Annotated in this window: 18 protein-coding genes, 1 tRNA gene and 1 pseudogene; 9 read left to right on the plus strand and 11 right to left on the minus strand. The window is 68.8% G+C overall.

What is annotated here, in order from left to right; translation table 11 throughout:
• Positions 1-20: 20 nt before the first annotated feature.
• The 9 genes from IEY78_RS07150 to dnaA all read right to left on the minus strand — a co-directional run bounded on the left by IEY78_RS07150 (position 21) and on the right by dnaA (position 13,020).
• A tRNA-Ile gene (locus tag IEY78_RS07150) sits at positions 21-94 on the minus strand.
• Positions 95-181: 87 nt separating this feature from the next.
• A complete protein-coding gene (locus IEY78_RS07155) occupies positions 182-859 on the minus strand; it encodes a DUF3566 domain-containing protein (protein ID WP_189096728.1) in 678 nt (225 codons plus the stop codon).
• 15 nt (positions 860-874) lie between these two features.
• Complete coding sequence (gene gyrA / locus IEY78_RS07160; protein ID WP_189096729.1) at positions 875-3,499, minus strand: DNA gyrase subunit A; 2,625 nt, start codon at positions 3,497-3,499, stop codon at positions 875-877.
• A gap of 50 nt (positions 3,500-3,549) precedes the next feature.
• Positions 3,550-5,604 carry a DNA topoisomerase (ATP-hydrolyzing) subunit B gene (gyrB, locus tag IEY78_RS07165; protein ID WP_189096730.1) on the minus strand — a complete coding sequence of 685 codons (2,055 nt, stop codon included), beginning with the start codon at positions 5,602-5,604 and terminating at the stop codon, positions 3,550-3,552.
• 320 nt (positions 5,605-5,924) lie between these two features.
• Entirely contained in the window at positions 5,925-6,458 is a 534-nt protein-coding gene (locus IEY78_RS07170; protein WP_189096731.1) for a DciA family protein, read from the minus strand.
• Positions 6,455-7,639 (minus strand): DNA replication/repair protein RecF, encoded by a 1,185-nt coding sequence (gene recF / locus IEY78_RS07175; protein WP_189096732.1) that lies wholly within the window; start codon positions 7,637-7,639, stop codon positions 6,455-6,457. The genes IEY78_RS07170 and recF overlap by 4 nt, the downstream gene beginning before the upstream one ends.
• 59 nt (positions 7,640-7,698) lie before the next feature.
• Positions 7,699-8,577: a phosphogluconate dehydrogenase (NAD(+)-dependent, decarboxylating) gene (gene gnd, locus IEY78_RS07180; RefSeq protein ID WP_189096733.1), complete on the minus strand. Its 879-nt coding sequence runs from the start codon at positions 8,575-8,577 to the stop codon at positions 7,699-7,701.
• A 182-nt stretch (positions 8,578-8,759) separates the two neighbouring features.
• Positions 8,760-9,890, minus strand: coding sequence for a DNA polymerase III subunit beta (gene dnaN, locus IEY78_RS07185; protein ID WP_189096877.1), 1,131 nt, complete (start codon positions 9,888-9,890; stop codon positions 8,760-8,762).
• 1,192 nt (positions 9,891-11,082) lie between these two features.
• Positions 11,083-13,020, minus strand: coding sequence for a chromosomal replication initiator protein DnaA (gene dnaA, locus IEY78_RS07190; protein ID WP_189096734.1), 1,938 nt, complete (start codon positions 13,018-13,020; stop codon positions 11,083-11,085).
• 378 nt (positions 13,021-13,398) lie between these two features.
• Between dnaA and rpmH the strand changes: the two genes are divergently transcribed.
• From rpmH to IEY78_RS07235, 9 genes and pseudogenes are all read left to right on the plus strand, one after another.
• Positions 13,399-13,536, plus strand: coding sequence for a 50S ribosomal protein L34 (rpmH, locus tag IEY78_RS07195; RefSeq protein ID WP_003949374.1), 138 nt, complete (start codon positions 13,399-13,401; stop codon positions 13,534-13,536).
• A gap of 25 nt (positions 13,537-13,561) precedes the next feature.
• A pseudogene (gene rnpA, locus IEY78_RS07200) lies at positions 13,562-13,930 on the plus strand (ribonuclease P protein component); the annotation flags it as partial.
• An 86-nt stretch (positions 13,931-14,016) separates the two neighbouring features.
• Positions 14,017-14,334 (plus strand): membrane protein insertion efficiency factor YidD, encoded by a 318-nt coding sequence (gene yidD / locus IEY78_RS07205; RefSeq protein WP_042150996.1) that lies wholly within the window; start codon positions 14,017-14,019, stop codon positions 14,332-14,334.
• A gap of 3 nt (positions 14,335-14,337) precedes the next feature.
• On the plus strand, positions 14,338-15,489 hold the full coding sequence (gene yidC, locus IEY78_RS07210; protein WP_189096736.1) for a membrane protein insertase YidC: 1,152 nt from the start codon (positions 14,338-14,340) through the stop codon (positions 15,487-15,489).
• Positions 15,490-15,503: 14 nt separating this feature from the next.
• Complete coding sequence (locus IEY78_RS07215; protein WP_189096737.1) at positions 15,504-16,010, plus strand: Jag family protein; 507 nt, start codon at positions 15,504-15,506, stop codon at positions 16,008-16,010.
• Positions 16,011-16,145: 135 nt separating this feature from the next.
• On the plus strand, positions 16,146-16,871 hold the full coding sequence (gene rsmG / locus IEY78_RS07220; RefSeq protein ID WP_189096738.1) for a 16S rRNA (guanine(527)-N(7))-methyltransferase RsmG: 726 nt from the start codon (positions 16,146-16,148) through the stop codon (positions 16,869-16,871).
• 300 nt (positions 16,872-17,171) lie between these two features.
• Positions 17,172-18,242, plus strand: a complete 1,071-nt coding sequence (locus tag IEY78_RS07225; protein ID WP_189096739.1) for an AAA family ATPase — start codon at positions 17,172-17,174, stop codon at positions 18,240-18,242.
• Positions 18,239-19,336: a ParB/RepB/Spo0J family partition protein gene (locus IEY78_RS07230; RefSeq protein ID WP_189096740.1), complete on the plus strand. Its 1,098-nt coding sequence runs from the start codon at positions 18,239-18,241 to the stop codon at positions 19,334-19,336. The genes IEY78_RS07225 and IEY78_RS07230 overlap by 4 nt, the downstream gene beginning before the upstream one ends.
• A 306-nt stretch (positions 19,337-19,642) precedes the next feature.
• Positions 19,643-20,260 (plus strand): GNAT family N-acetyltransferase, encoded by a 618-nt coding sequence (locus tag IEY78_RS07235; RefSeq protein WP_030075726.1) that lies wholly within the window; start codon positions 19,643-19,645, stop codon positions 20,258-20,260.
• A 98-nt stretch (positions 20,261-20,358) separates the two neighbouring features.
• On the opposite strand, the gene trxA is transcribed toward IEY78_RS07235, so the two are convergent.
• Positions 20,359-20,685, minus strand: a complete 327-nt coding sequence (gene trxA / locus IEY78_RS07240; protein ID WP_006604416.1) for a thioredoxin — start codon at positions 20,683-20,685, stop codon at positions 20,359-20,361.
• Between the two features lie 46 nt (positions 20,686-20,731).
• Entirely contained in the window at positions 20,732-21,706 is a 975-nt protein-coding gene (gene trxB, locus IEY78_RS07245) for a thioredoxin-disulfide reductase (protein WP_189096741.1), read from the minus strand.
• Between the last annotated feature and the right edge of the window lie 98 nt (positions 21,707-21,804).

Below are 21,804 nucleotides of genomic sequence, written 5' to 3' on the forward strand. Positions count from 1 at the left end.
CGGCCGGGCCGACTGCGCGGTGCGGCTACCAGGACTTGAACCTGGGGCCTCTTCCTTATCAGGGAAGCGCTCTAACCGTCTGAGCTATAGCCGCGCGTTCGCTGCACCGAAAGATTAGCGCACTTCAGAGGCGTTCCCAAAATCGGATCCCGGAGCCCCGCGCACACCCGTCGGTGCGGGCTCACTCGTCCTCGGCGAGGGTGAGCTCGACACCGCCGACGAAGCCCGCCGACAGGTTGTAGATGAACGCCCCGAGCGTGGCCAGCGCGGTCGCCAGCACCACATCGATCACCGCGATGATCGAGGTGAACAGCAGCACCCGCGGCAGCGACAGGAGCGACTGCACATCGAAGCCGCCGCCGTCCCCGGAGCCGGTGGCGTCGCTGATCGTCCCGCCGACCGTGGAGAAGACGCCCATGGCGTTCATGACCATCCACAGCACCGCGACGGCCACCACGGTGCAGATGCCCAGCGCGATGGAGAGCAGGAAGCTGACCTTCATCACCGACCACGGATCGGCCCGGGCCACCCGCAGCCGCGCCTTGCGGGTCCGCGGGGCCGTACGGGCGCCCGTACGCGGCAAGCGCACCGCGGCCCCGCCCTGCGCTCCACCGCCGGTCGGATACGCCTGAGGCGGCTCGTAGGGCTGCGGGGAGCCGCCCTCGGGCTTTCCCTGCGGCTGTGGTTGCGGCTGACGGGTATCGGTCACGGGTCCCCCCTGGTGCGAGCCCTCGTCCCCGGGGCCGGTGTCAGAAACGGCGGAGCCACGGGCGCCGGCATCCGTCACGGTGGCGGATTTCGACGAGGAGCCCTTGCCGGCTCCCGGTCCCTCCGCTGCAGCGCCCGTGGCTCCACTCACGACCTACTCCTCGTACTACTCCGCCGTGGGCTGCTCGCCCTCGGCCATGGTGGGCTCGGTCCCCTCGGCCGCGTCGGTCTCCTCGGATCCCTCGACCCCGTCGACCTCCTCGGCCTCGCGGCCGGCCTCGGCGTTCCGTGCGATGCCGACGACGGCATCACGCTTGCCCAGGTTGATCAGTTGGACGCCCATGGTGTCACGGCCGGTCTCCCGCACTCCGTTGACCCGCGTACGGATCACGCCACCGCCCAGCGTGATCGCGAGGATCTCGTCGGTCGCCTCGACGACCAGCGCGCCGACCAGCGAACCCCGGTCCTCCACGATCTTGGCGGCCTTGATGCCCAGACCGCCGCGGCCCTGGACACGGTACTCGTCGACCGGAGTGCGCTTGGCGTAGCCGCCGTCCGTCGCGGTGAAGACGTACGTGCCGGCGCGGACCACGTTCATCGAGAGCAGCTCGTCGCCCTCGCGGAAGCTCATGCCCTTCACACCGGAGGTGGCGCGGCCCATCGGGCGCAGCGCGTCGTCGGTCGCGGTGAACCGGATCGACTGCGCCTTCTTGCTGATCAGCAGCAGGTCGTCGGTCTCCGACACCAGCTCGGCGCCGATCAGCTCGTCGTCCGTGCCGTCCTCCTGCTCGCGCAGGTTGATCGCGATCACGCCGCCGGAGCGGGGCGAGTCGTAGTCCTTGAGCGGCGTCTTCTTCACCAGGCCGGCCTTGGTGGCGAGGACCAGGTACGGCACGGCCTCGTAGTCGCGGATCGCCAGGATCTGCGCGATCTGCTCGTCCGGCTGGAAGGCGAGGAGATTGGCCACATGCTGACCCCGCGCGTCCCGTCCCGCGTCGGGCAGCTCGTAGGCCTTGGCGCGGTAGACCCGGCCCTTGTTCGTGAAGAACAGCAGCCAGTGGTGGGTGGTGGAGACGAAGAAGTGGTCGACGATGTCGTCTTCCTTGAGCTTCGTGCCCCGCACGCCCTTGCCGCCGCGCTTCTGCGAGCGGTAGTCGTCGGTCTTGGTGCGCTTTACATAGCCGCCACGGGTGATCGTGACGACGATGTCCTCCTCGGCGATCAGGTCCTCGATGGACATGTCGCCCTCGAAGGGCACCAGCTTGGAGCGCCGGTCGTCGCCGAACTTCTCGACGATCGCGGCCAGTTCCTCGCTGATGATCTGGCGCTGGCGCTCCGGGGAGGCCAGGATCGCGTTGTACTCGCTGATCTTGCGCTGCAGCTCGTCGTGCTCGGAGGTGATCTTCTGGCGCTCCAGGGCGGCCAGCCGGCGCAGCTGCATCTCCAGGATCGCGTTCGCCTGGATCTCGTCGATCTCCAGCAGGCCCATCAGGCCCTCGCGCGCCACCTCGACGGTCTCACTGCGCCGGATCAGCGCGATGACCTCGTCGATGGCGTCCAGCGCCTTGAGCAGACCGCGCAGGATGTGCGCCCGCTCCTCGGCCTTGCGCAGCCGGAACTTCGTCCGGCGGACGATGACCTCGATCTGGTGCGTGACCCAGTTGCGGATGAACGCGTCCAGCGAGAGCGTGCGCGGCACCCCGTCGACCAGCGCGAGCATGTTGGCGCCGAAGTTGGTCTGCAGATCGGTGTGCTTGTAGAGGTTGTTGAGGACGACCTTGGCGACCGCGTCCCGCTTGAGGACGATGACCAGGCGCTGGCCGGTGCGCGAGGAGGTCTCGTCGCGGACGTCCGCGATGCCGCCGACCTTGCCGTCCTTGACCAGGTCGGCGATCTTCTGCGCGAGGTTGTCCGGGTTGACCTGGTAGGGCAGCTCGGTGACCACCAGGCACTGGCGGTTCTGGATCTCCTCGACCTCGACCACCGCGCGCATCGTGATCGAGCCGCGGCCGGTGCGGTAGGCCTCCTCGATGCCCTTGCGGCCGACCACCAGCGCGCCGGTGGGGAAGTCGGGGCCCTTGATCCGCTCGATCAGGGCCTCCAGCAGCTCCTCCTGGGAGGCTTCCGGGTTCTCCAGCGCCCACTGGGCACCGGCGGCGACCTCGCGCAGGTTGTGCGGCGGGATGTTGGTGGCCATACCGACCGCGATGCCCGCCGAGCCGTTGATCAGCAGGTTCGGGAAGCGGGCCGGCAGGACCGTCGGCTCCTGGTTGCGGCCGTCGTAGTTGTCCTGGAAGTCGACGGTCTCCTCGTCGATGTCCCGGAGCATCTCCATCGACAGCGGCGCCATCTTGCACTCGGTGTACCGCATGGCCGCGGCCGGGTCGTTGCCCGGGGAGCCGAAGTTGCCGTTGGAGTCCACCAGCGGCATCCGCATCGACCAGGTCTGCGCCAGGCGGACCAGGGCGTCGTAGATCGAGGAGTCGCCGTGCGGGTGGTACGTACCCATGACGTCGCCGACGACGCGGGCGCACTTGTAGAAGCCCTTCTCGGGGCGGTAGCCGCCGTCGTACATCGCGTAGAGCACCCGGCGGTGGACGGGCTTGAGGCCGTCCCGGACGTCGGGCAGCGCACGCGAGACGATGACGGACATCGCGTAGTCGAGGTAGGAGCGCTGCATCTCCGTTTCGAGCCCGACGGGCTCGACGCGCATGCCCACGCCTTCGATGGCGGCGGGCGTGCCCTCGGCGGTCACGCCGTCCGGGGTCACGGGGGTGTTCTCGTCGGCCATGCTGGTTCAAAGTCCTTTCGAGCTGCGGCTGTTGTACGGGCCGACAAGGCTCAGATGTCGAGGAAGCGGACGTCCTTGGCGTTGCGCTGGATGAACGAGCGGCGTGCCTCGACGTCCTCACCCATCAGCACCGAGAACAGGTCGTCCGCGCGGGCCGCGTCGTCCAGCGAGACCTGGCCGAGGACACGGTGGTCGGTGTCCATGGTCGTGATCCGCAGCTCCTCGGCGTTCATCTCACCGAGACCCTTGAAGCGCTGGACCGAGTCGTCCTTGATGCGCTTGCCGCTCCGCTTGCCGAGCTCGATCAGCGCGTCCCGCTCCGGGTCGGAGTAGGCGTACTCGAAGTCGTCCCGGCCCCACTTGATCTTGTACAGCGGCGGGCGGGAGAGGTAGACGTGTCCGGCCTCGACCAGCGGCCGCATGAAGCGGAAGAGGAAGGTGAGCAGCAGGGTGTTGATGTGCTGGCCGTCGACGTCGGCGTCCGCCATCAGGATGATCTTGTGATAGCGGAGCTTCTCGATGTCGAAGTCCTCGTGGACCCCGGTGCCGAAGGCCGAGATCAGCGCCTGGACCTCGTTGTTCTGCAGGATCTTGTCGACCCTGGCCTTCTCGACGTTGAGGATCTTGCCCCGGATCGGCAGGATCGCCTGGTACTCCGGGTTGCGGCCGGACTTGGCCGAGCCGCCGGCGGAGTCACCCTCGACGATGAAGATCTCGCACTTGGTCGGGTCGTTGGACTGGCAGTCGCTCAGCTTGCCCGGCAGCGACGCCGTCTCCAGCAGCCCCTTGCGGCGGGTCAGATCGCGCGCCTTGCGGGCCGCGACCCGGGCCGTGGCCGCCTGGATGCCCTTGCGGATGATGTCCGCGGCCTCGTTGGGGTTGCGGTCCAGCCAGTCCGTGAGGTGCTCGTGCACGACCTTCTGCACGAAGGTCTTCGCCTCGGTGTTGCCCAGCTTCGTCTTGGTCTGGCCCTCGAACTGCGGCTCGCCGAGCTTGACCGAGATGATCGCCGTCAGACCCTCGCGGATGTCCTCACCCGTGAGGTTGTCGTCCTTCTCGCGCAGCAGCTTCTTGTCGCGGGCGTAACGGTTGATCAGACCCGTCAGCGCCGCGCGGAAGCCCTCCTCGTGGGTGCCGCCCTCATGGGTGTGGATGGTGTTCGCGAAGCTGTAGACACCCTCGCTGTACTGGGTGTTCCACTGCATCGCCAGCTCGACCGAGAGCAGCCGCTCCTTGTCCTCGGCCTCCACGTCGATGACCGTGGGGTGCACCAGCTCGCCCTTGCGGGAGTTCAGGTACGTCACGAAGTCGACGATGCCGCCCTCGTAGTGGTAGCGGACCGAGAGGGGCTTGCCCTCCTCGTCCACGTGGTCCGGGCGCTCGTCGGTGAGCGCGATCGTCAGACCCTTGTTGAGGAACGCCATCTCCTGGAAGCGCCGGGAGAGCGTCTCGAAGCTGTACTCGGTGGTCTCGAAGATGTCGCCGTCGGCCCAGAACGTGACCGAGGTGCCGGACTCCTGCGTGGCCTCGTGCTTGGCCAGCGGCGCGGTCGGCACACCGAGCTTGTACTCCTGCGTCCAGCGGTGGCCGTCCGTGCGGACCTCGACCGCCACCCGCTGCGAGAGCGCGTTCACGACGGAGACACCCACGCCGTGCAGACCACCGGAGACCGCGTAACCGCCGCCGCCGAACTTGCCGCCCGCGTGCAGCACGGTCATCACGACCTCGACGGCCGGCTTGTTCTCCGACGGCACGATGCCGACCGGGATACCGCGGCCGTTGTCGACGACGCGGACGCCGCCGTCGGGGAGGATCGTCACGTCGATCGTGTCGGCGTGGCCGGCCATGGCCTCGTCGACGGAGTTGTCGACGACCTCCTGCACGAGGTGGTGCAGGCCCCGCTCGCCCGTGGAGCCGATGTACATGCCGGGGCGCTTGCGGACCGCGTCCAGGCCTTCGAGGACGGTGATCGCACTGGCGTCGTACGACTTCTCCACCGAGGAGTCGCCCAGGACGCCGCCAGGAACCCCCTCTTCTGTGGAAGCCGTGATGTTCTCGTTGAGGTCGCCGGAGTCGGCCACGAAGCGCCCTTTCTGGCACAGCACGAGCCCTTCCGCGCCTGTGGGGATCACCCCTGGGAAGACAGGCGGGAGCGGCTGCGTCGTTCGACATGTTCCGCGAGTGGGCGGGATTGCCATCAGTCTACCGGTAGCGCCGACACTCATGGGGGTTTGCAGCCACCTGAGTCGTCATGTGCCGCCCTGAACTGGCGTCCGCCGACTCCCCATATCCGAGAAGGGGCCCCAGGGCGCTCACACGGGCACTCAGCGCTTCCGGCTGTCAACCGGCGGCTACCGTGAGCGGAGTCTCACCCGCCTCACCCGTATACGGGGGTCCTACGCGCGTCACCCCGGTGCCGCGCGGCTCAGCCGTAGGTGTCGCCGGGGCCCTTGCTTCCGGGGGCGCGCAGCGCTCCGTACCGCCGGGCGGGACCGCCGGGTCCCAGCACCTTGATCACCTTCACGGTGCCGTGCCCCAGGTCCTCGTTGAGGCGGGCCACCAGCGTCGGGGCCAGCAGCCGCAGCTGCGTCGCCCACGCCGTCGAATCGCACTGCACCGTCAGCACCCGGGCGTCCTCGTCGTACTTCTGCGGCTCGCAGTGCTGTGCCACCTCGGGCCCGACCAGCTGCGGCCAGCGCCCCATCACCCCGCCGACCGCGGCCGGGGTCTCCCAGCCGCGCTCCGTGATCAGCCGGTTGATCGCCGCACCGAGCGGCAGCGGGTCGCGGCCGTCCGCCCGCGCGCCCGACCGCAACCCTCCGCGCCGGGCCTGCTTCTTCTGCTGGGCGGCCGCACCCCGCGCCCGGGCCTGCTCCTTGGCGGCCACCAGCGCCTGGCGGGCCAGATCCACACCGGAGAGCTCCGGGTCCTTGGGCCGCTCGGGCTGCGCGTCGCTCACGGGGTCACCTTCTCCACCGCGCCGCCGGACACCGTGAAGCGCGCCCCGGCCAGCACCGCGGGCACGTCCTCGGCCACCGCCGCCGTCACCAGGACCTGCTCGCCCGGCGCCACCAGCTCCGCCAGCCGCTCGCGGCGCCGCGCGTCCAGCTCGGCGAAGACGTCGTCGAGGACCAGGACCGGCTCGCCCGCCCGGCGCCCGCCCCCGTCCGGGGACCCGCCCGGGCCGCTCATCGGGCTCTCCGCGCGCAGCAGGTCGTACGACGCCAGCCGCAGCGCCAGCGCGTACGACCAGGACTCGCCGTGGCTGGCGTAGCCCTTGGCCGGGAGCTGGCCCAGCTTGAGCACCAGGTCGTCGCGGTGCGGCCCGACCAGCGTCACCCCGCGCTCGATCTCCTGCTTGCGGGCCTCGCCGAGCGCGGCCAGCAGCACGCCGTACAGCTCCTCGCGGGTCGCGGCGTCGGCCATCGCCTCGCCCGCGGAACCGCGGTACTCCAGCGCCAGCGGACCGCCGCCCGGCGCCAGCTGCTGATAGGCCTTATCCGCCAGCGGCTGCAGCGCCGCGATCAGATCCAGCCGCTGCGCGAGCAGCTCGGCACCGGCCCGCGCCAGATGCTGGTCCCAGATGTCCAGCGTCGACAGATCCATCTGCCGGCCGCCGTGCCGGCGCGCCAGCGCGGCGGTCTTCAGCAGGGTGTTGCGCTGCTTGAGGACGCGGTCGTAGTCCGCCCGCACCCCGCCCATCCGCGGGGAACGCGCGGTGATCAGCTCGTCCAGGAACCGCCGCCGCTCGCCCGGGTCGCCCTTGACCAGCGCCAGATCCTCCGGCGCGAACAGCACCGAGCGCACGATCCCCAGCACGTCCCGCGGCTTGACCTGCGAGGACCGGTTGATCCTGGCGCGGTTCGCCTTGCCCGGATTGAGCTCCAGCTCGATCAGCTGCTGCCGCTCGCCCTGGACGACAGCGGCCCGGACGATCGCCCGCTCGGCGCCCATCCGCACCAGCGGCGCGTCCGAGGAGACCCGGTGGCTGCCGAGCGTGGCGAGATAGCCGACCGCTTCGACCAGATTGGTCTTGCCCTGTCCGTTGGGCCCCACGAACGCCGTGACGCCCGGTTCGAGGGGAACCTCGACCCGGGCGTACGAGCGGAAGTCGGCGAGGGACAGATGCGTGACATGCATGGCGGCGCCGACCTCCCCCGGCTGTTCCTGCGGTTACTGCTGCTCAGTACTGCTGCGTGCTACTTCTTGCTCTCGACCGCGTGGCCACCGAACTGGTTGCGCAGCGCGGCGATCATCTTCATCTGCGGGGAGTCGTCCTGACGGGACGCGAAGCGGGCGAAGAGCGAGGCCGTGATCGCGGGCAGCGGCACGGCGTTGTCGATCGCGGCCTCGACCGTCCAGCGGCCCTCGCCGGAGTCGGCGGCGAAACCGCGCAGCTTCTCCAGGTGCTCGTCGTCGTCGAGGGCGTTGACGGCCAGGTCGAGCAGCCAGGAGCGGATGACCGTGCCCTCCTGCCACGAGCGGAAGATCTCGCGCACGTCCGTGACGGAGTCGACCTTCTCCAGCAGCTCCCAGCCCTCGGCGAAGGCCTGCATCATCGCGTACTCGATGCCGTTGTGGACCATCTTGGCGAAGTGGCCGGCGCCGACCTTGCCGGCGTGCACCGAGCCGAACTCGCCCTCGGGCTTGAGCGCGTCGAAGATCGGCTGCACCTTGGCGACATCGTCCTTCTCGCCGCCGTACATCAGCGCGTAGCCGTTCTCCAGGCCCCAGACGCCGCCGGAGACGCCGCAGTCGACGAAGCCGATGCCCTTGGCCTTCAGCTGCTCGGCGTGCTTCTCGTCGTCGGTCCAGCGGGAGTTGCCGCCGTCGACGACGATGTCGCCCGGCGACAGCAGCTCGGCCAGCTCGTCGATCGTGGCCTGGGTGGCGGCACCGGCCGGCACCATGACCCACACGACCCGCGGGCCCTTGAGCTTGTCCACAAGCCCCTGGAGGCTGTTGACATCCGCCAGGTCCGGGTTGCGGTCGTATCCGATGACGGTGTGGCCGGCGCGGCGAATGCGCTCGCGCATGTTGCCGCCCATCTTGCCGAGACCGACGAGACCGAGCTCCATCAGAGACCCTCTTTGCACGTAGTCGTTGCTGTCGTACCCGAGTCCGAGCCTACGCCCGCAGGTCCGCGCACACCTGTGGGCTCAGCCGCTCATCAGGGGCCCGTCAGCCGGTCGCCGCACAGGGCCCGGCCGGGGCACCGCGACCCACGGCGGATTCGCGCCGCGGGTCGCACGGACGGCCGTCAGCCCGACAGCCGCACCGGCATGATCAGGTACTTGTACGCGTCGTCCGCCTCGGCGTCCTTGGCCGGCCGGCCGCTCAGCAGCGCGGGCTTGGTCGACGTCGTGAAGGACAGCTGCGCCACCGGGGAGTCGATCGCCGACAGGCCCTCCAGCAGGAAGCCGGGGTTGAAGGCGATCGAGATGTCGTCGCCGTCCAGATCGGCGTCCACCCTCTCCACAGCCTGTGCGTCGTCACTGGAGCCGGCCTCCAGGATCAGCACACCCTGCTCGAAGCTCAGCCGGACCGGGGTGTTCCGCTCGGCCACCAGCGCCACACGCTTGACGGCCTCGACGAACGGGGCGGTCTCGATCACGGCGACGGAGTTGAACTCGGTCGGGAACAGCGTGCGGTACTTCGGCAGGTCGCCTTCGAGCAGACGCGTCGTCGTCCGGCGCCCGGCGCCCTCGAAACCGATCAGGCCCTCGCCCTGGCCGGAGCCGGAGAGCGCGAGCGTGACGGTGTCGCCGCTGCTCAGGGACTTGGCGGTGTCCAGCAGGGTCTTGGCGGGGACCAGCGCGACCGCGGAGGCGTCGGGGCTCTCCGGCTTCCAGAGGAACTCGCGCACCGCGAAGCGGTAGCGGTCGGTGGAGGCCAGGGTGACGGTGTCGCCCTCGATCTCGATCCGCACGCCGGTGAGCACCGGAAGGGTGTCGTCACGGCCGGCGGCGATGGCGACCTGGGCGGCGGCCGCGGCGAAGACCTCACCGGGGACGGTGCCGGTGGCGGTGGGCATGGCCGGCAGAGCCGGGTACTCCTCCACAGGAAGGGTGTGGAGGGTGAACCGCGAGGAGCCGCAGACGACGGTCACCCGTACACCGTCGGTGGAAATCTCCACCGGGCGGTTGGGCAGGGCGCGGCAGATGTCGGCGAGCAGCCGGCCGGAGACGAGGACCGTGCCCTCCTCCTCCACCTCCGCGTCCACCGAGACCCGTGCGGAGACCTCGTAGTCGAAGCCGGAGAGGCTCAGCGCGCCTTCCTCCGCCTTCAGCAGCAGGCCCGCGAGGACGGGCACCGGCGGACGGGCCGGGAGGCTCTTGGCCGCCCAGGCCACTGCCTCCGCGAGTACATCGCGCTCCACCCGGATCTTCACCGGAACCGCCTCCTGCTGTTGCTGGCTCTCGCCCTGCTGGCCTTCGTCGTCGGCTGAGTTGCCGGAGACCAGTCTGACGCACGCCACCGACAGTCGGTGCGGCTCGGGGTCAAGTCGGATCGACCGGTGTCGGACGCCCGGCGGCCAACTTGTGCACAGGCCCCGTTTCCGAACGAGTTCCCCGGTAGATATCCGTGGTCGTAGTAGTAGGGCCTGTGGAAACCGTGGACAACTGCTTTTGCGCAGGTCAGCACGGATTTTTTGTCCACTGCTCCTGTGGGCGGCGGCCGTGGAAAAGCCGGCTCCGCTGTGGACCGCGAGAAGTTCTGCACACCCGATGCACAGGAGAGGGCCACTTCTCCCCAGTGCCATCCCCAGCTTTACCCCGGTTCCCCACAGCCCAACCGGCCAACTTGGTGTGACGGCTTTCACTCGGCCCGGTGAGAGCGGGTGTTGCGTTGCCGAACAGTGGACAGGGGTGTGGAGAAGCTGGGGACAACAGCCGCTTGCCTGTGGGCGGCCGGTGGACAAGATCACCCCTCCCCTGTGGACGAATTCTCTGTCCACACCCTGTGGAAGACGGTTGGCCACAAATCCACACCCGGCTGACCTCCTCCGATGCCCCGTCAGCTCATCGTCCTGTGGATCCCACAGGGATAACTTTCCCCTCCCCAGGATGTGGAAGGAAAATTGTCGCCCAATCTGTGGAGGGAGGCCGTGTCCCGGCCCGGAATCGAACACAGCCGGCCCGCTCCACAGGTTTGGGACGGCGCCGGGGCGCGTCGATCCGCGGCGTGAGGGCCTCTGCAGCGGCCCGGAAGACCCTCTGAGGCGGCTCGGGACGTGCTCGGAGCGGGTCGGGGGACGTGCTCGGGGCGGCGCGGGAGGCGCTCGGGACGTGCTCGGAGCGGGGCGGGGAGAGCGCCGGCGCGCTGGTCGGGAACGGGACGGGAACGCGGCGCGCGAGGCAGGAACGCCCGGAACGGCCGGAGGCCGAGACCGCCTCCCCTCCCGCTGTCTCCCTGCCGCCCCCTGCCCTGCCTCCCTTCCCTTCCCTTCCCTTCCCTCCCCTTCCCTCCCCTTCCCTTCCCTCCCCTCCCCGTACGACGAAGGGCGCTCCGGGAGCGGGTCCCGGAGCGCCCCTGGGCGTCCGTAGTGGCCGGTGCGGCGCCGTGGCGCCGTGGCGCCGGCCTCAGCCGTTCTTGATGCGGTTGGTCAGCTCGGTGACCTGGTTGTAGATCGAGCGCCGCTCGGCCATCAGCGCGCGGATCTTCCGGTCGGCGTGCATCACGGTCGTGTGGTCCCGGCCGCCGAACTGCGCGCCGATCTTCGGCAGCGAGAGATCGGTCAGCTCGCGGCACAGATACATGGCGATCTGGCGGGCGGTCACCAGCACCCGGCTGCGTGAGGAGCCGCACAGGTCGTCGATGGTCAGCCCGAAGTAGTCGGCCGTCGAGGCCATGATCGCCGTCGCGGTGATCTCCGGCGCGGCGTCCTCGCCCCCCGGGATCAGATCCTTCAGCACGATCTCGGTCAGCCCCAGGTCCACCGGCTGCCGGTTGAGGGAGGCGAACGCGGTGACCCGGATCAGCGCGCCCTCCAGCTCGCGGATGTTGCGCGAGATCCGGGACGCGATGAACTCCAGCACCTCCGGCGGCGCGTTCAGCTGCTCCTGCACCGCCTTCTTCCGGAGGATCGCGATCCGGGTCTCCAGCTCGGGCGGCTGGACGTCGGTGATCAGGCCCCACTCGAAGCGGTTGCGCAGCCGGTCCTCCAGGGTGACCAGCTGCTTGGGCGGCCGGTCACTGGAGAGCACGATCTGCTTGTTCGCGTTGTGCAGCGTATTGAAGGTGTGGAAGAACTCCTCCTGCGTCGACTCCTTGCTCGCCAGGAACTGGATGTCGTCGACCAGCAGGATGTCCATGTCGCGGTAGCGCTTGCGGAACGCGTCCGCCTTGCCGTCGCGGATGGAGTTGATGAACTCGTTGGTGAACTCCTCCGAGCTCACGTACCGCACCCGGGTGCCCGGATACAGACTCCGTGCGTAGTGCCCGATCGCGTGCAGCAGGTGGGTCTTGCCGAGGCCCGATTCCCCATAGATGAACAGGGGGTTGTAGGCCTTGGCCGGCGCCTCGGCGACGGCGACCGCGGCGGCGTGCGCGAAGCGGTTCGAGGCGCCGATGACGAAGGTGTCGAAGAGGTACTTCGGGTTCAGCCGCGCGGTCGGCTCACCGGGACCGGTGGCCGGCGCGGGCTGGGCCGCCAGCGGGCTGGGCGCGCCGCTGGGTGCCGGAAGCACGGGGCCGGGGCCGGAGCCGGGGATGCCCGGGCGGCCGCCGTGCCCGCCGGGCTGGTGCTCGGACAGATCACGGCGCGGCTGGTCGTAGCGGGAGCGCGGGCCGTCGGAGTGCTGCGGCGGCCCGTTGCGGTCGGAGCTCTGCCCCCGGTAGTCGTTCTGCCGCTGCTGGTGCTGCGAGACATGGGACGACGGGGAGGCGTACGGGTCGCGGTCGGGGAAGCCGCCGGAGTGCTGCTGCCAGCCGTAGTCGTCGCGCGGGCCGGGACCGCCGGCCATGGGGGAGTGCTGCGGCCAGCCGCCCGGCTCGTGCCGGGGCTGCTGGTAGTCCGGATAGGCGGGCCGGACGTCCGGCAGGTCGTCGCCCTGGTGCCCGTAGCCCTGCCGGTTGTCGTGCCGGCTGTCGTGGCGGGTCTCGTAACCGTCGTACTGCTCGTGCTGCTGCGACTGACGAGACTGCTGGTGCGACTGCTGATGGGACTGCTGAGAATGCTGGGCCTGCTGCTGAGGCGGCTGGTGCTGCTGGTGGGCAGGGGGCGCGGGCGGTGTCGCGGGCTCCTCGGAGGAGTCGTCCACGGTGATCGCGATCCGGATCGGGCGGCCGCACTCGTGGCTGAGGGCCTCCCCGATCAGCGGTGCCAGGCGGCCCTCGAACACCGTCTTGGCGAATTCATTGGGCACGGCGAGCAGCGCGGTGTCGGCGACGAGCGCCAGCGGCTGGGTGCGCCTGAGCCAATCCTGGTCCTTGGCCTTGATCCCGTCGATCTCCGCACGAAGGAGACGATCGAGCACGCGAGGCCACACTGCGGCAAGATCGGCAGGCACATCAGCCACAGGGCACGCTCTCTCACAGTCCCACGAATGTGTGATTCTCAGGACGGGCGGGAAGGAATCGGAGTTCAGCCACGGTAGTCAGGGCGGGCCTGGGGATTCAAGTTGTTGTCCACAGGCTGTGCATAGTGTGTCCCGGCGCGAGGCCGGAACGGGCGGCCGAGGAGCCGGTTTGACCGGATGGCGTAGCCGCGCGTACCGTGACCAGGTCGAGTTGTCGATGGCTGCTGCCGCCTGCCTCCGATGGGCAAAGATCACGCTCGAGTGATCGTGTAGCGGTGCACTTAGGCGTTGCGAGCTACTCGTGGGCGCACGGTGACAGCCAGTCGACGCCCCACATCTGTCTCTCCTTGAGACAACAAGCATTCCTGGAGCCCCCGAGTGAGCAAGCGCACCTTCCAGCCGAACAACCGCCGCCGCGCGAAGACCCACGGCTTCCGTCTGCGCATGCGGACCCGTGCCGGCCGCGCGATTCTCGCGTCCCGCCGTGGCAAGGGTCGCGCCCGCCTGTCTGCCTGAGCAGCCGGAAAACTAGGTCCATGACGTGCTGCCTTCCGAGTATCGGCTGAGGCGGCGCGAGGACTTTGCGACCGCGGTACGCCGGGGACGCAGGGCCGGGCGCCCGCTCCTTGTCGTTCATTTTCGTAGCGGTGCAACGGACCCGCACGGGTCGGGGGAAAGTGTTCCCCCGGCACGTGCGGGTTTCGTCGTGAGCAAGGCAGTGGGAATCGCTGTCGTGCGCAGCAAGGTCAAGCGCAGACTCCGTCATCTCGTGCGCGATCGGCTGGACCGGCTGCCCGCCGGTAGCCTGGTTGTCGTACGGGCCCTGCCCGGCGCGGGTGACGCGGATCACGATCAGCTGGCCCGCGACCTGGACGCCGCCTTCGAGCGGCTGCTGGGAGGGGTGCCGAGAGGCCGCCATCCCTCGGCGGCTGCGACCGACAGCAGCTGCCCCGCGGGCCCCCGGAGCTCCGGACGGGACCCGGGAGGGAGCGCACAGTGAAGTATCCGCTGCTGCTTTTGATCAAGATCTACCAGTGGACCATCAGCCCCCTGCTGGGACCGGTCTGCAAGTACTACCCGTCGTGCTCGCACTATGGCTATACGGCCATCGACCGGCACGGCGCGGTGAAAGGGACTGCGCTGACAGCCTGGCGCATCCTGCGTTGCAATCCGTGGTCGCTCGGGGGCGTCGACCACGTCCCTCCCCGGAAGCGTCCGGTTTGGCATCAGCGGCTGAGGAGCCGCCTGGGCGGGCCCACCGTCCCTGAGCCTGTCGCCCAGCCCGAGACTCAGCCCAACGTCCAAGGAGCCTGATTCGTGGACACGATCCTCAGTCCCCTCTATATCGCTGTTTCCTGGATCATCGTCCAGTTCCACTCGTTCTACAGCCTCATCTTTGACAAGGACAGTGGCGCGGCGTGGGGTCTGTCCATCGTCTCGCTGGTGGTGCTGATCCGTATCTGCCTGATCCCGCTCTTCGTGAAGCAGATCAAGTCGACGCGGAACATGCAGGCGCTTCAGCCGAAGATGAAGGCGATCCAGGAGCGCTACAAGAGCGACAAGCAGCGCCAGTCCGAAGAGATGATGAAGCTCTACAAGGAGACGGGCACCAACCCGCTCTCGAGCTGTCTCCCGATTCTGGCCCAGTCGCCGTTCTTCATCTCGCTGTACCAGGTTCTGAGCCACATCGCGCAGAACAAGACGGTCGGCGTCATCGACCAGCCGCTGCTGGAGAGCGCGCAGCGGGCGCACATCTTCGGTGCGCCGCTGGCGGCGAAGTTCATGGACAGCGCGGAGAAGATCCAGAGCCTCGGCGCTTCGGTGATCGACGTCCGCGTGGTCACGATCATCATGATCGTCCTGATGTCGGCGTCGCAGTTCTACACGCAGCGCCAGCTGATGACCAAGAACGTCGACCTCACGGTGAAGACGCCGTTCATGCAGCAGCAGAAGATGCTGATGTACGTCTTCCCCATCATGTTCGCCGTCTTCGGCATCAACTTCCCCGTCGGTGTTCTCGTCTACTGGCTGACCACCAACGTGTGGACCATGGGCCAGCAGATGTTCGTCATCCGTCGTAACCCGACCCCGGGCAGCAAGGCCTTCGCGGAGCGCCAGGAGCGGCTGCGGGCCCAGGGCAAGATCGTCGAGGACCCGGCCGTGGTCGAGGCGAAGCAGGCCGCCGAGGAGGCGCGCCAGAACCGCCAGCAGCCCAAGCGCCAGACGAAGGCCAAGCGGCAGACCGGCGGCGCCCCGGCGGGCGGTGCCCAGAACCGCACGCGTGCCGCGTCTTCGGCGCGTGACACGGACGCCGGCACGGCGGGCTCCGGCCAGGGTGCCGGGAAGAAGCAGTCGCTGGACAAGAAGGACGCGCAGGGCGGCAAGGAGAAGGGCGCCGCCTCCGGGTCCCGCACGACCAAGTCCGGACAGCGCAAGGGCCAGCAGCCCAAGCACCCGTCGAAGAAGTAGAAGGAGTCCCTTTCGTGACGGACACGACCCCTGCCGCCGAGGGCACCGACACCCTGAGCCGCCTTGAGCAGGAAGGCGAGATCGCGGCCGACTACCTCGAGGGTCTGCTGGACATCGCCGACCTCGACGGCGACATCGACATGGATGTCGAGGCCGACCGCGCCGCCGTGTCGATCATCAGCGACTCGACCAGCCGCGACCTGCAGAAGCTGGTGGGCCGTGACGGCGAGGTGCTGGAGGCGCTGCAGGAGCTGACCCGGCTGGCCGTCCACCGCGAGACCGGTGACCGCACCCGTCTGATGCTGGACATCGCCGGCTTCCGGGCGCGCAAGCGCGAGGAGCTCGCGGAGATCGGTGCGAAGGCGGCCGAGGAGGCCAAGGGCACCGGCGAGCCGGTGAAGCTCGACCCGATGACTCCCTTCGAGCGCAAGGTCGTTCATGACGCGGTGGCCGCCGCCGGGCTCCGGAGCGAGTCCGAAGGCGAGGAGCCGCAGCGCCGAGTGGTAGTTCTCCCGGCCTGACCGCTCAGCGCTCCCGTTTCTCTTGGCCCCGTCTGTTCGCAGGCGGGGCCAAAAGTTGTCAGCGTTCTGTGTTATCCCGGGTGCCTGACCCGGATACCCGGCAGGAAAAGCAGTCCAAAGAAAGGGCGGTTCCCCGTGACGGAGGCAGCAGCGGAGCTCCCTCCCGCGCCGAAGGCGGCGGAGGAGGTTTTCGGCGAGCACTATGCGGAGGCCGTGCGGTACGGCGAACTGCTCGCCGACGCCGGCGTGACGCGAGGGCTCATCGGCCCGCGCGAGGTTCCGCGCCTGTGGGAGCGACACCTGTTGAACTGCGCCGTGCTCTCCGAGGTGGTGCCCGAGGGCGTCTCGGTCTGTGACGTGGGCTCGGGGGCGGGGCTGCCCGGTATCCCACTCGCCCTGGTGCGCCCGGACCTCAAGATCACGCTCCTGGAGCCGCTGCTGCGGCGTACGAACTTCCTCCAGGAGGTCGTCGAGCTGCTGGGGCTGGACCATGTCACCGTGGTGCGCGGCCGGGCCGAAGAGGTCATGGGCAAGCTTCCGCAGGTGCATGTGGTGACGGCGCGCGCGGTGGCCCCGCTCGACCGGCTGGCCGGCTGGGGCGTTCCCCTGCTGCGTCCCTACGGGGAGATGCTGGCGCTCAAGGGCGATGCCGCGGAGGAGGAGCTCAAGGGTGCCCGGGCGGCGCTGAGCAAGCTCGGCGTGGTGGAGACCTCGGTGGTGCATGTGGGCGAGGGGATCGTGGATCCTCCCTCGACCGTCGTACGGGTCGAGGTCGGCGAGAGCCCCGGCGGAGTGCGCTTCGCGGCCAAGCGGGCGAAGGCGGCCCGAGTGAACCGGGTGTCGAGGGGACGCCGGCGCTGATGCCGCAGTGAGGCGGATCAGCACGTAGGAAGACGTGGAACGCGCCGATCCGTGCACCGGACTCGGTGAATTCCGCAAATGCCACCAAAACGACACAAGGCGGAGTGTCGCGGCTCAATCAGACGTGACGCTGGCATCGTGATTCACGTGAAACGTCGTTCTCTGCTGCAAGGCATCATCGGCCGTGGTCGTGCGGCCGCCGCGCCGCGCGACCACCGGCCCACAAGGGTCAGGGAAGTATCCACAGACGTGGGTTCGTCCACAGGAGAGCGGACCTCACTGGTTCACGACACCGAAAGCATGGCAGGCTCTGAACATTGCGAGCCCTCTGTCGAGGAGAGTGAACCCTTGCGGTCCGACGCCAACATCGCGGGACCGATGACCGATCCGGTCCCCGGTCCCCGTAGCGAGTCGTTCGGGGACGACGTTTCACGTGAAACGCCGCCCCCGATGGACGACACCCCGATCGGTCGTGCAGCTCAGCTGGCGGTGGAGGCTATCGGCCGCGCGGGCGAGGGGCTGCCCCGGCCTGAACAGACCCGGGTCATGGTGGTTGCCAACCAGAAGGGCGGGGTCGGCAAGACCACGACCACGGTGAACCTGGCGGCCTCCTTGGCTCTGCACGGTGCACGGGTGCTGGTGATCGACCTCGACCCCCAGGGCAACGCGTCCACGGCACTGGGGATCGACCATCACTCCGAGGTTCCGTCGATCTACGACGTGCTGGTGGAGAGCAAGCCGCTCTCCGATGTGGTGCAGCCGGTCCTGGATGTCGAGGGCCTCTTCTGCGCGCCCGCCACGATCGATCTGGCCGGCGCGGAGATCGAGCTGGTCTCGCTGGTGGCGCGCGAGAGCCGGCTGGACCGGGCCATCAAGGCGTATGAACAGCCGCTGGACTACATCTTCATCGACTGTCCGCCCTCCCTCGGCCTGCTGACGGTGAACGCGCTGGTGGCCGGCGCCGAGGTACTGATCCCGATTCAGTGCGAGTACTACGCCCTCGAGGGACTGGGCCAGCTGCTGCGGAACGTCGATCTGGTGCGGGGACATCTGAACCCCACGCTCCATGTCTCGACGATCCTGCTCACCATGTACGACGGGCGCACCCGGCTGGCCTCCCAGGTCGCCGACGAGGTGCGCAGCCACTTCGGTCACGAGGTGCTCCGTACGAGCATTCCCCGGTCGGTGCGCATCTCGGAAGCACCCAGCTACGGGCAGACGGTGCTCACCTATGACCCGGGATCCAGTGGCTCGCTGTCCTACCTCGAAGCGGCCCGCGAGATCGCACTGCGCGGGGTCCCGCAGACCGGGGGCCAGGGCCTCAGCGTGAACTATGAAGCACAGCACAGCATCTCGGAGGGGACTCAGTGAGCGAACGACGTAGAGGCCTGGGCCGTGGGCTCGGTGCGCTGATCCCCGCGGCACCGCAGAGCACGGACCATGTCGGGACCACCGGACAGGGCGCGACGTCACCCTCGTCCGTACCCGTCTTGGCCCCGGAGCGAGGAGTGGCGGCGGCCAAGGTGACCTCGCTGCCGGCGCACGGTGTTTCACGTGAAACGGACGTACCCGCCGGCCGGGAGTCCTCGGAGACGGGTGTCGCAGAGGTGTCCGGTGCGCACTTCGCCGAGGTGCCGCTGGACGCGATCAAGCCGAACCCGCGCCAGCCGCGCGAGGTCTTCGACGAGGACGCCCTTGCCGAGCTGGTCACCTCCATCAAGGAGGTCGGACTGCTCCAGCCGGTGGTCGTCCGTCAGACGGGACCGGGACGGTATGAACTCATCATGGGCGAGCGCCGCTGGCGCGCGTGCCGTGAGGCCGGCCTGGAGAAGATTCCCGCGATCGTACGGGCCACCGACGACGAGAAGCTGCTGCTCGATGCGCTGCTGGAGAACCTCCACCGGGCACAGCTGAACCCGCTGGAAGAGGCAGCCGCCTATGACCAGTTGCTGAAGGACTTCGCCTGCACGCATGACGAGCTGGCCGACCGGATCGGGCGTTCGCGTCCCCAGGTCTCCAACACACTGCGGCTGCTGAAGCTCTCGCCGTCCGTACAGAAGCGGCTTGCCGCCGGAGTGCTCTCGGCCGGACACGCCCGAGCCCTGCTCTCCGTGGAGGACTCGGAAGAGCAGGACCACCTCGCGCGCCGCATCGTGGCCGAGGGGCTCTCGGTCCGTTCGGTCGAAGAGATCGTCACGCTGATGGGGACGACCCCCAAGAACGCGACCAAGGCCAAGGGGCCGCGTGCGGGTGCCCGGGTGTCCCCCGCGCTCACGGGTCTGGCCTCTCGGCTGTCCGACCGGTTCGAGACCCGGGTGAAGGTCGATCTGGGACAGCAGAAGGGCAAGATCGTCGTCGAGTTCGCCTCGATGGACGACCTGGAGCGCATCCTCGGCACCCTTGCCCCGGGCGAGGGGCGCGTCCTCGGCCAGACCCTGGCCGAGGAGAGCAACGAAGAAGAGTGAGCTGACACTTCGGCCCGGGGCGGGCCGTGTTCCGGGGGCCATACCGGAACACGGCCCGCCCTTTGCTCTCTTGCGGTACCCGCGCCCGTAAAGGGTGGTTACGATGCGTTCGGGTATGGCACGCATCCATGTGGAGACACCTCATACCGAGGAGAGGGCCATGCGATCGGTGAGCCGCACCGGACTGTTGGCCGCGGGGTTCAGCCTCGCAGCCGTCGGAGGATTCGTTGGAGGTCTGCTCAGGGAGCAGGCGGCACTGACGGTGCTGCGCGGTACGGCGGGCGAGGGAAGTGAGGACCTGGATTCATGGGCCGTCGGCTCGTACCGCTCACGCTGGACAACCTTCCGGATCTCCCCAAGCGCTGCCGCTCCTGTGTCTTCTGGGAGCTCGACCCCGTCAGCGGTGAGGCCGCGGTAAAGGCGGGCCGCCCCGAGCTGGAGAAGGAAGCCTGGATCTCGGCGGTGCTGCTGGAGTGGGGCTCCTGCGGACGGGTGGTCTATGTCGACGAGGTGCCCGTGGGCTTCGTGATGTATGCCCCGCCGGCCTATGTGCCGCGCTCCACGGCCTTCCCCACCAGCCCGGTGTCGCCGGACGCGGTGCAGCTGCTGACGGCCTGGCTGATTCCCGGCTACCAGGGCCAGGGGCTGGGGCGCGTGATGGTCCAGACGGTCGCCAAGGACCTCATCCAGCGCGGGTTCAAGGCCATCGAAGCCTTTGGCGATGCCCGTTGGAGCGAGCCGGCATGTGTCCTGCCTGCCGATCATCTCCTCGCGGTGGGCTTCAAGACCGTACGGCCCCACCCCCGCTTTCCCCGGCTGCGCCTGGAACTGCGGACCACGATCTCGTGGAAGGAAGACGTCGAGCTGGCTCTCGACCGCCTGTTGGGGGCGGTGCAGAAGGAGCCCGCGCTGCGGCCTCTCTGAGGCGCGGATGTTTCACGTGAAACATCCCGCGAAACAGAGAACGGGCCCACCCCTCACGGAGTGGACCCGTTTCCCGTGAAACGTGACGAGGTGCCTCGTCAGGCGAGGTAGTCCTCCAGGTCGCGCACGATCGCGGCCTTCGGCTTGGCGCCGACGATCGTCTTCACGACCTCGCCGCCCTGGTAGACGTTCATCGTCGGGATCGACATGACGCCGTACTTGGCGGTGGTCGCCGGGTTCTCGTCGGTGTTCAGCTTGGCGATGACGATCTCGTCATGCTCGGCGGCAATGGCCTCCAGGGACGGGGCGACCTGGCGGCACGGACCGCACCAGGTGGCCCAGAAGTCCACGAGAACGGGCTTGTCGCTCTTGAGAACGACCTCTTCGAAGTTGTCGTCCGTGACGGTCACCGTGGCGCCGGCCATGGCAATCTCCTTACTGGGTGGGTGGTGGGAAAGCGGGGTGCGCGGGTCAGACGGCGGCGGTCTTGTCCGGCTCGGCCGTCGCCTCGCCGTCCGACAGCGCGGCGAGGAACCGCTCGGCGTCGAGGGCGGCGGAGCAGCCGGTGCCGGCCGCGGTGATCGCCTGACGGTAGGTGTGGTCGACGACATCGCCGGCGGCGAAGACACCGGTCTGGTTGGTCCGCGTGCTGGGCGCCTCGACCTTGAGGTAGCCGTCGTCGTCGAGCTTCAGCTGACCCTTGAACAGCTCGGTCCGCGGGTCATGGCCGATCGCGATGAACAGGCCGGTGACCGGGAGCTCGGAGGTCTCGCCGGTCTTGAGGTTGCGCAGCGTCAGGCCCGACAGCTTGTTCTCGCCGTGCAGCTCGGCGACCTCGCTGTCCCACACAAACTTGATCTTCGGGTCGGCGAAGGCACGCTCCTGCATCGCCTTGCTGGCGCGCAGGGTGTCGCGACGGTGGACGACCGTCACCGACTTGGCGAAGCGGGAGAGGAACGTGGCCTCTTCCATCGCGGTGTCGCCGCCGCCGATCACGGCGATGTCCTGGTCCTTGAAGAAGAAGCCGTCGCACGTCGCGCACCAGGAGACGCCGCGGCCGGACAGCTCGTCCTCACGAGGCAGACCGAGCTTGCGGTGCTGGGACCCGGTGGTGACGATCACGGTCCTGGCGCGGTGCACCGTTCCGGCGGAGTCGGTGACGGTCTTGATCTCGTCGGAGAGGTCGACCGCGGTGACGTCATCCGGCACCAGCTCGGCGCCGAAGCGCTCGGCCTGGGCGCGCATGTTGTCCATCAGGTCCGGCCCCATGATGCCGTCGCGGAAGCCGGGGAAGTTCTCCACGTCGGTGGTGTTCATCAGCGCGCCTCCGGCGGTGACAGCACCTTCGAAGACCAGCGGCTTCAGGGACGCGCGGGCGGTGTAGAGCGCTGCGGTGTAGCCCGCGGGCCCGGAGCCGATGATGATCACGTTGCGGACGTCGCTCACGGGTGTCTTCCTTGTCTCTGCCGACTGCTTGCTGGGGCTCTCGGAACCTCTCACCCCACCCAACGGATCCTACGGGGCGAGCATTCCCGGAGTGTCAC

The sequence above is a fragment of the Streptomyces kronopolitis genome, from assembly GCF_014646275.1.
In the GTDB taxonomy this organism is placed as follows: domain Bacteria; phylum Actinomycetota; class Actinomycetes; order Streptomycetales; family Streptomycetaceae; genus Streptomyces; species Streptomyces kronopolitis.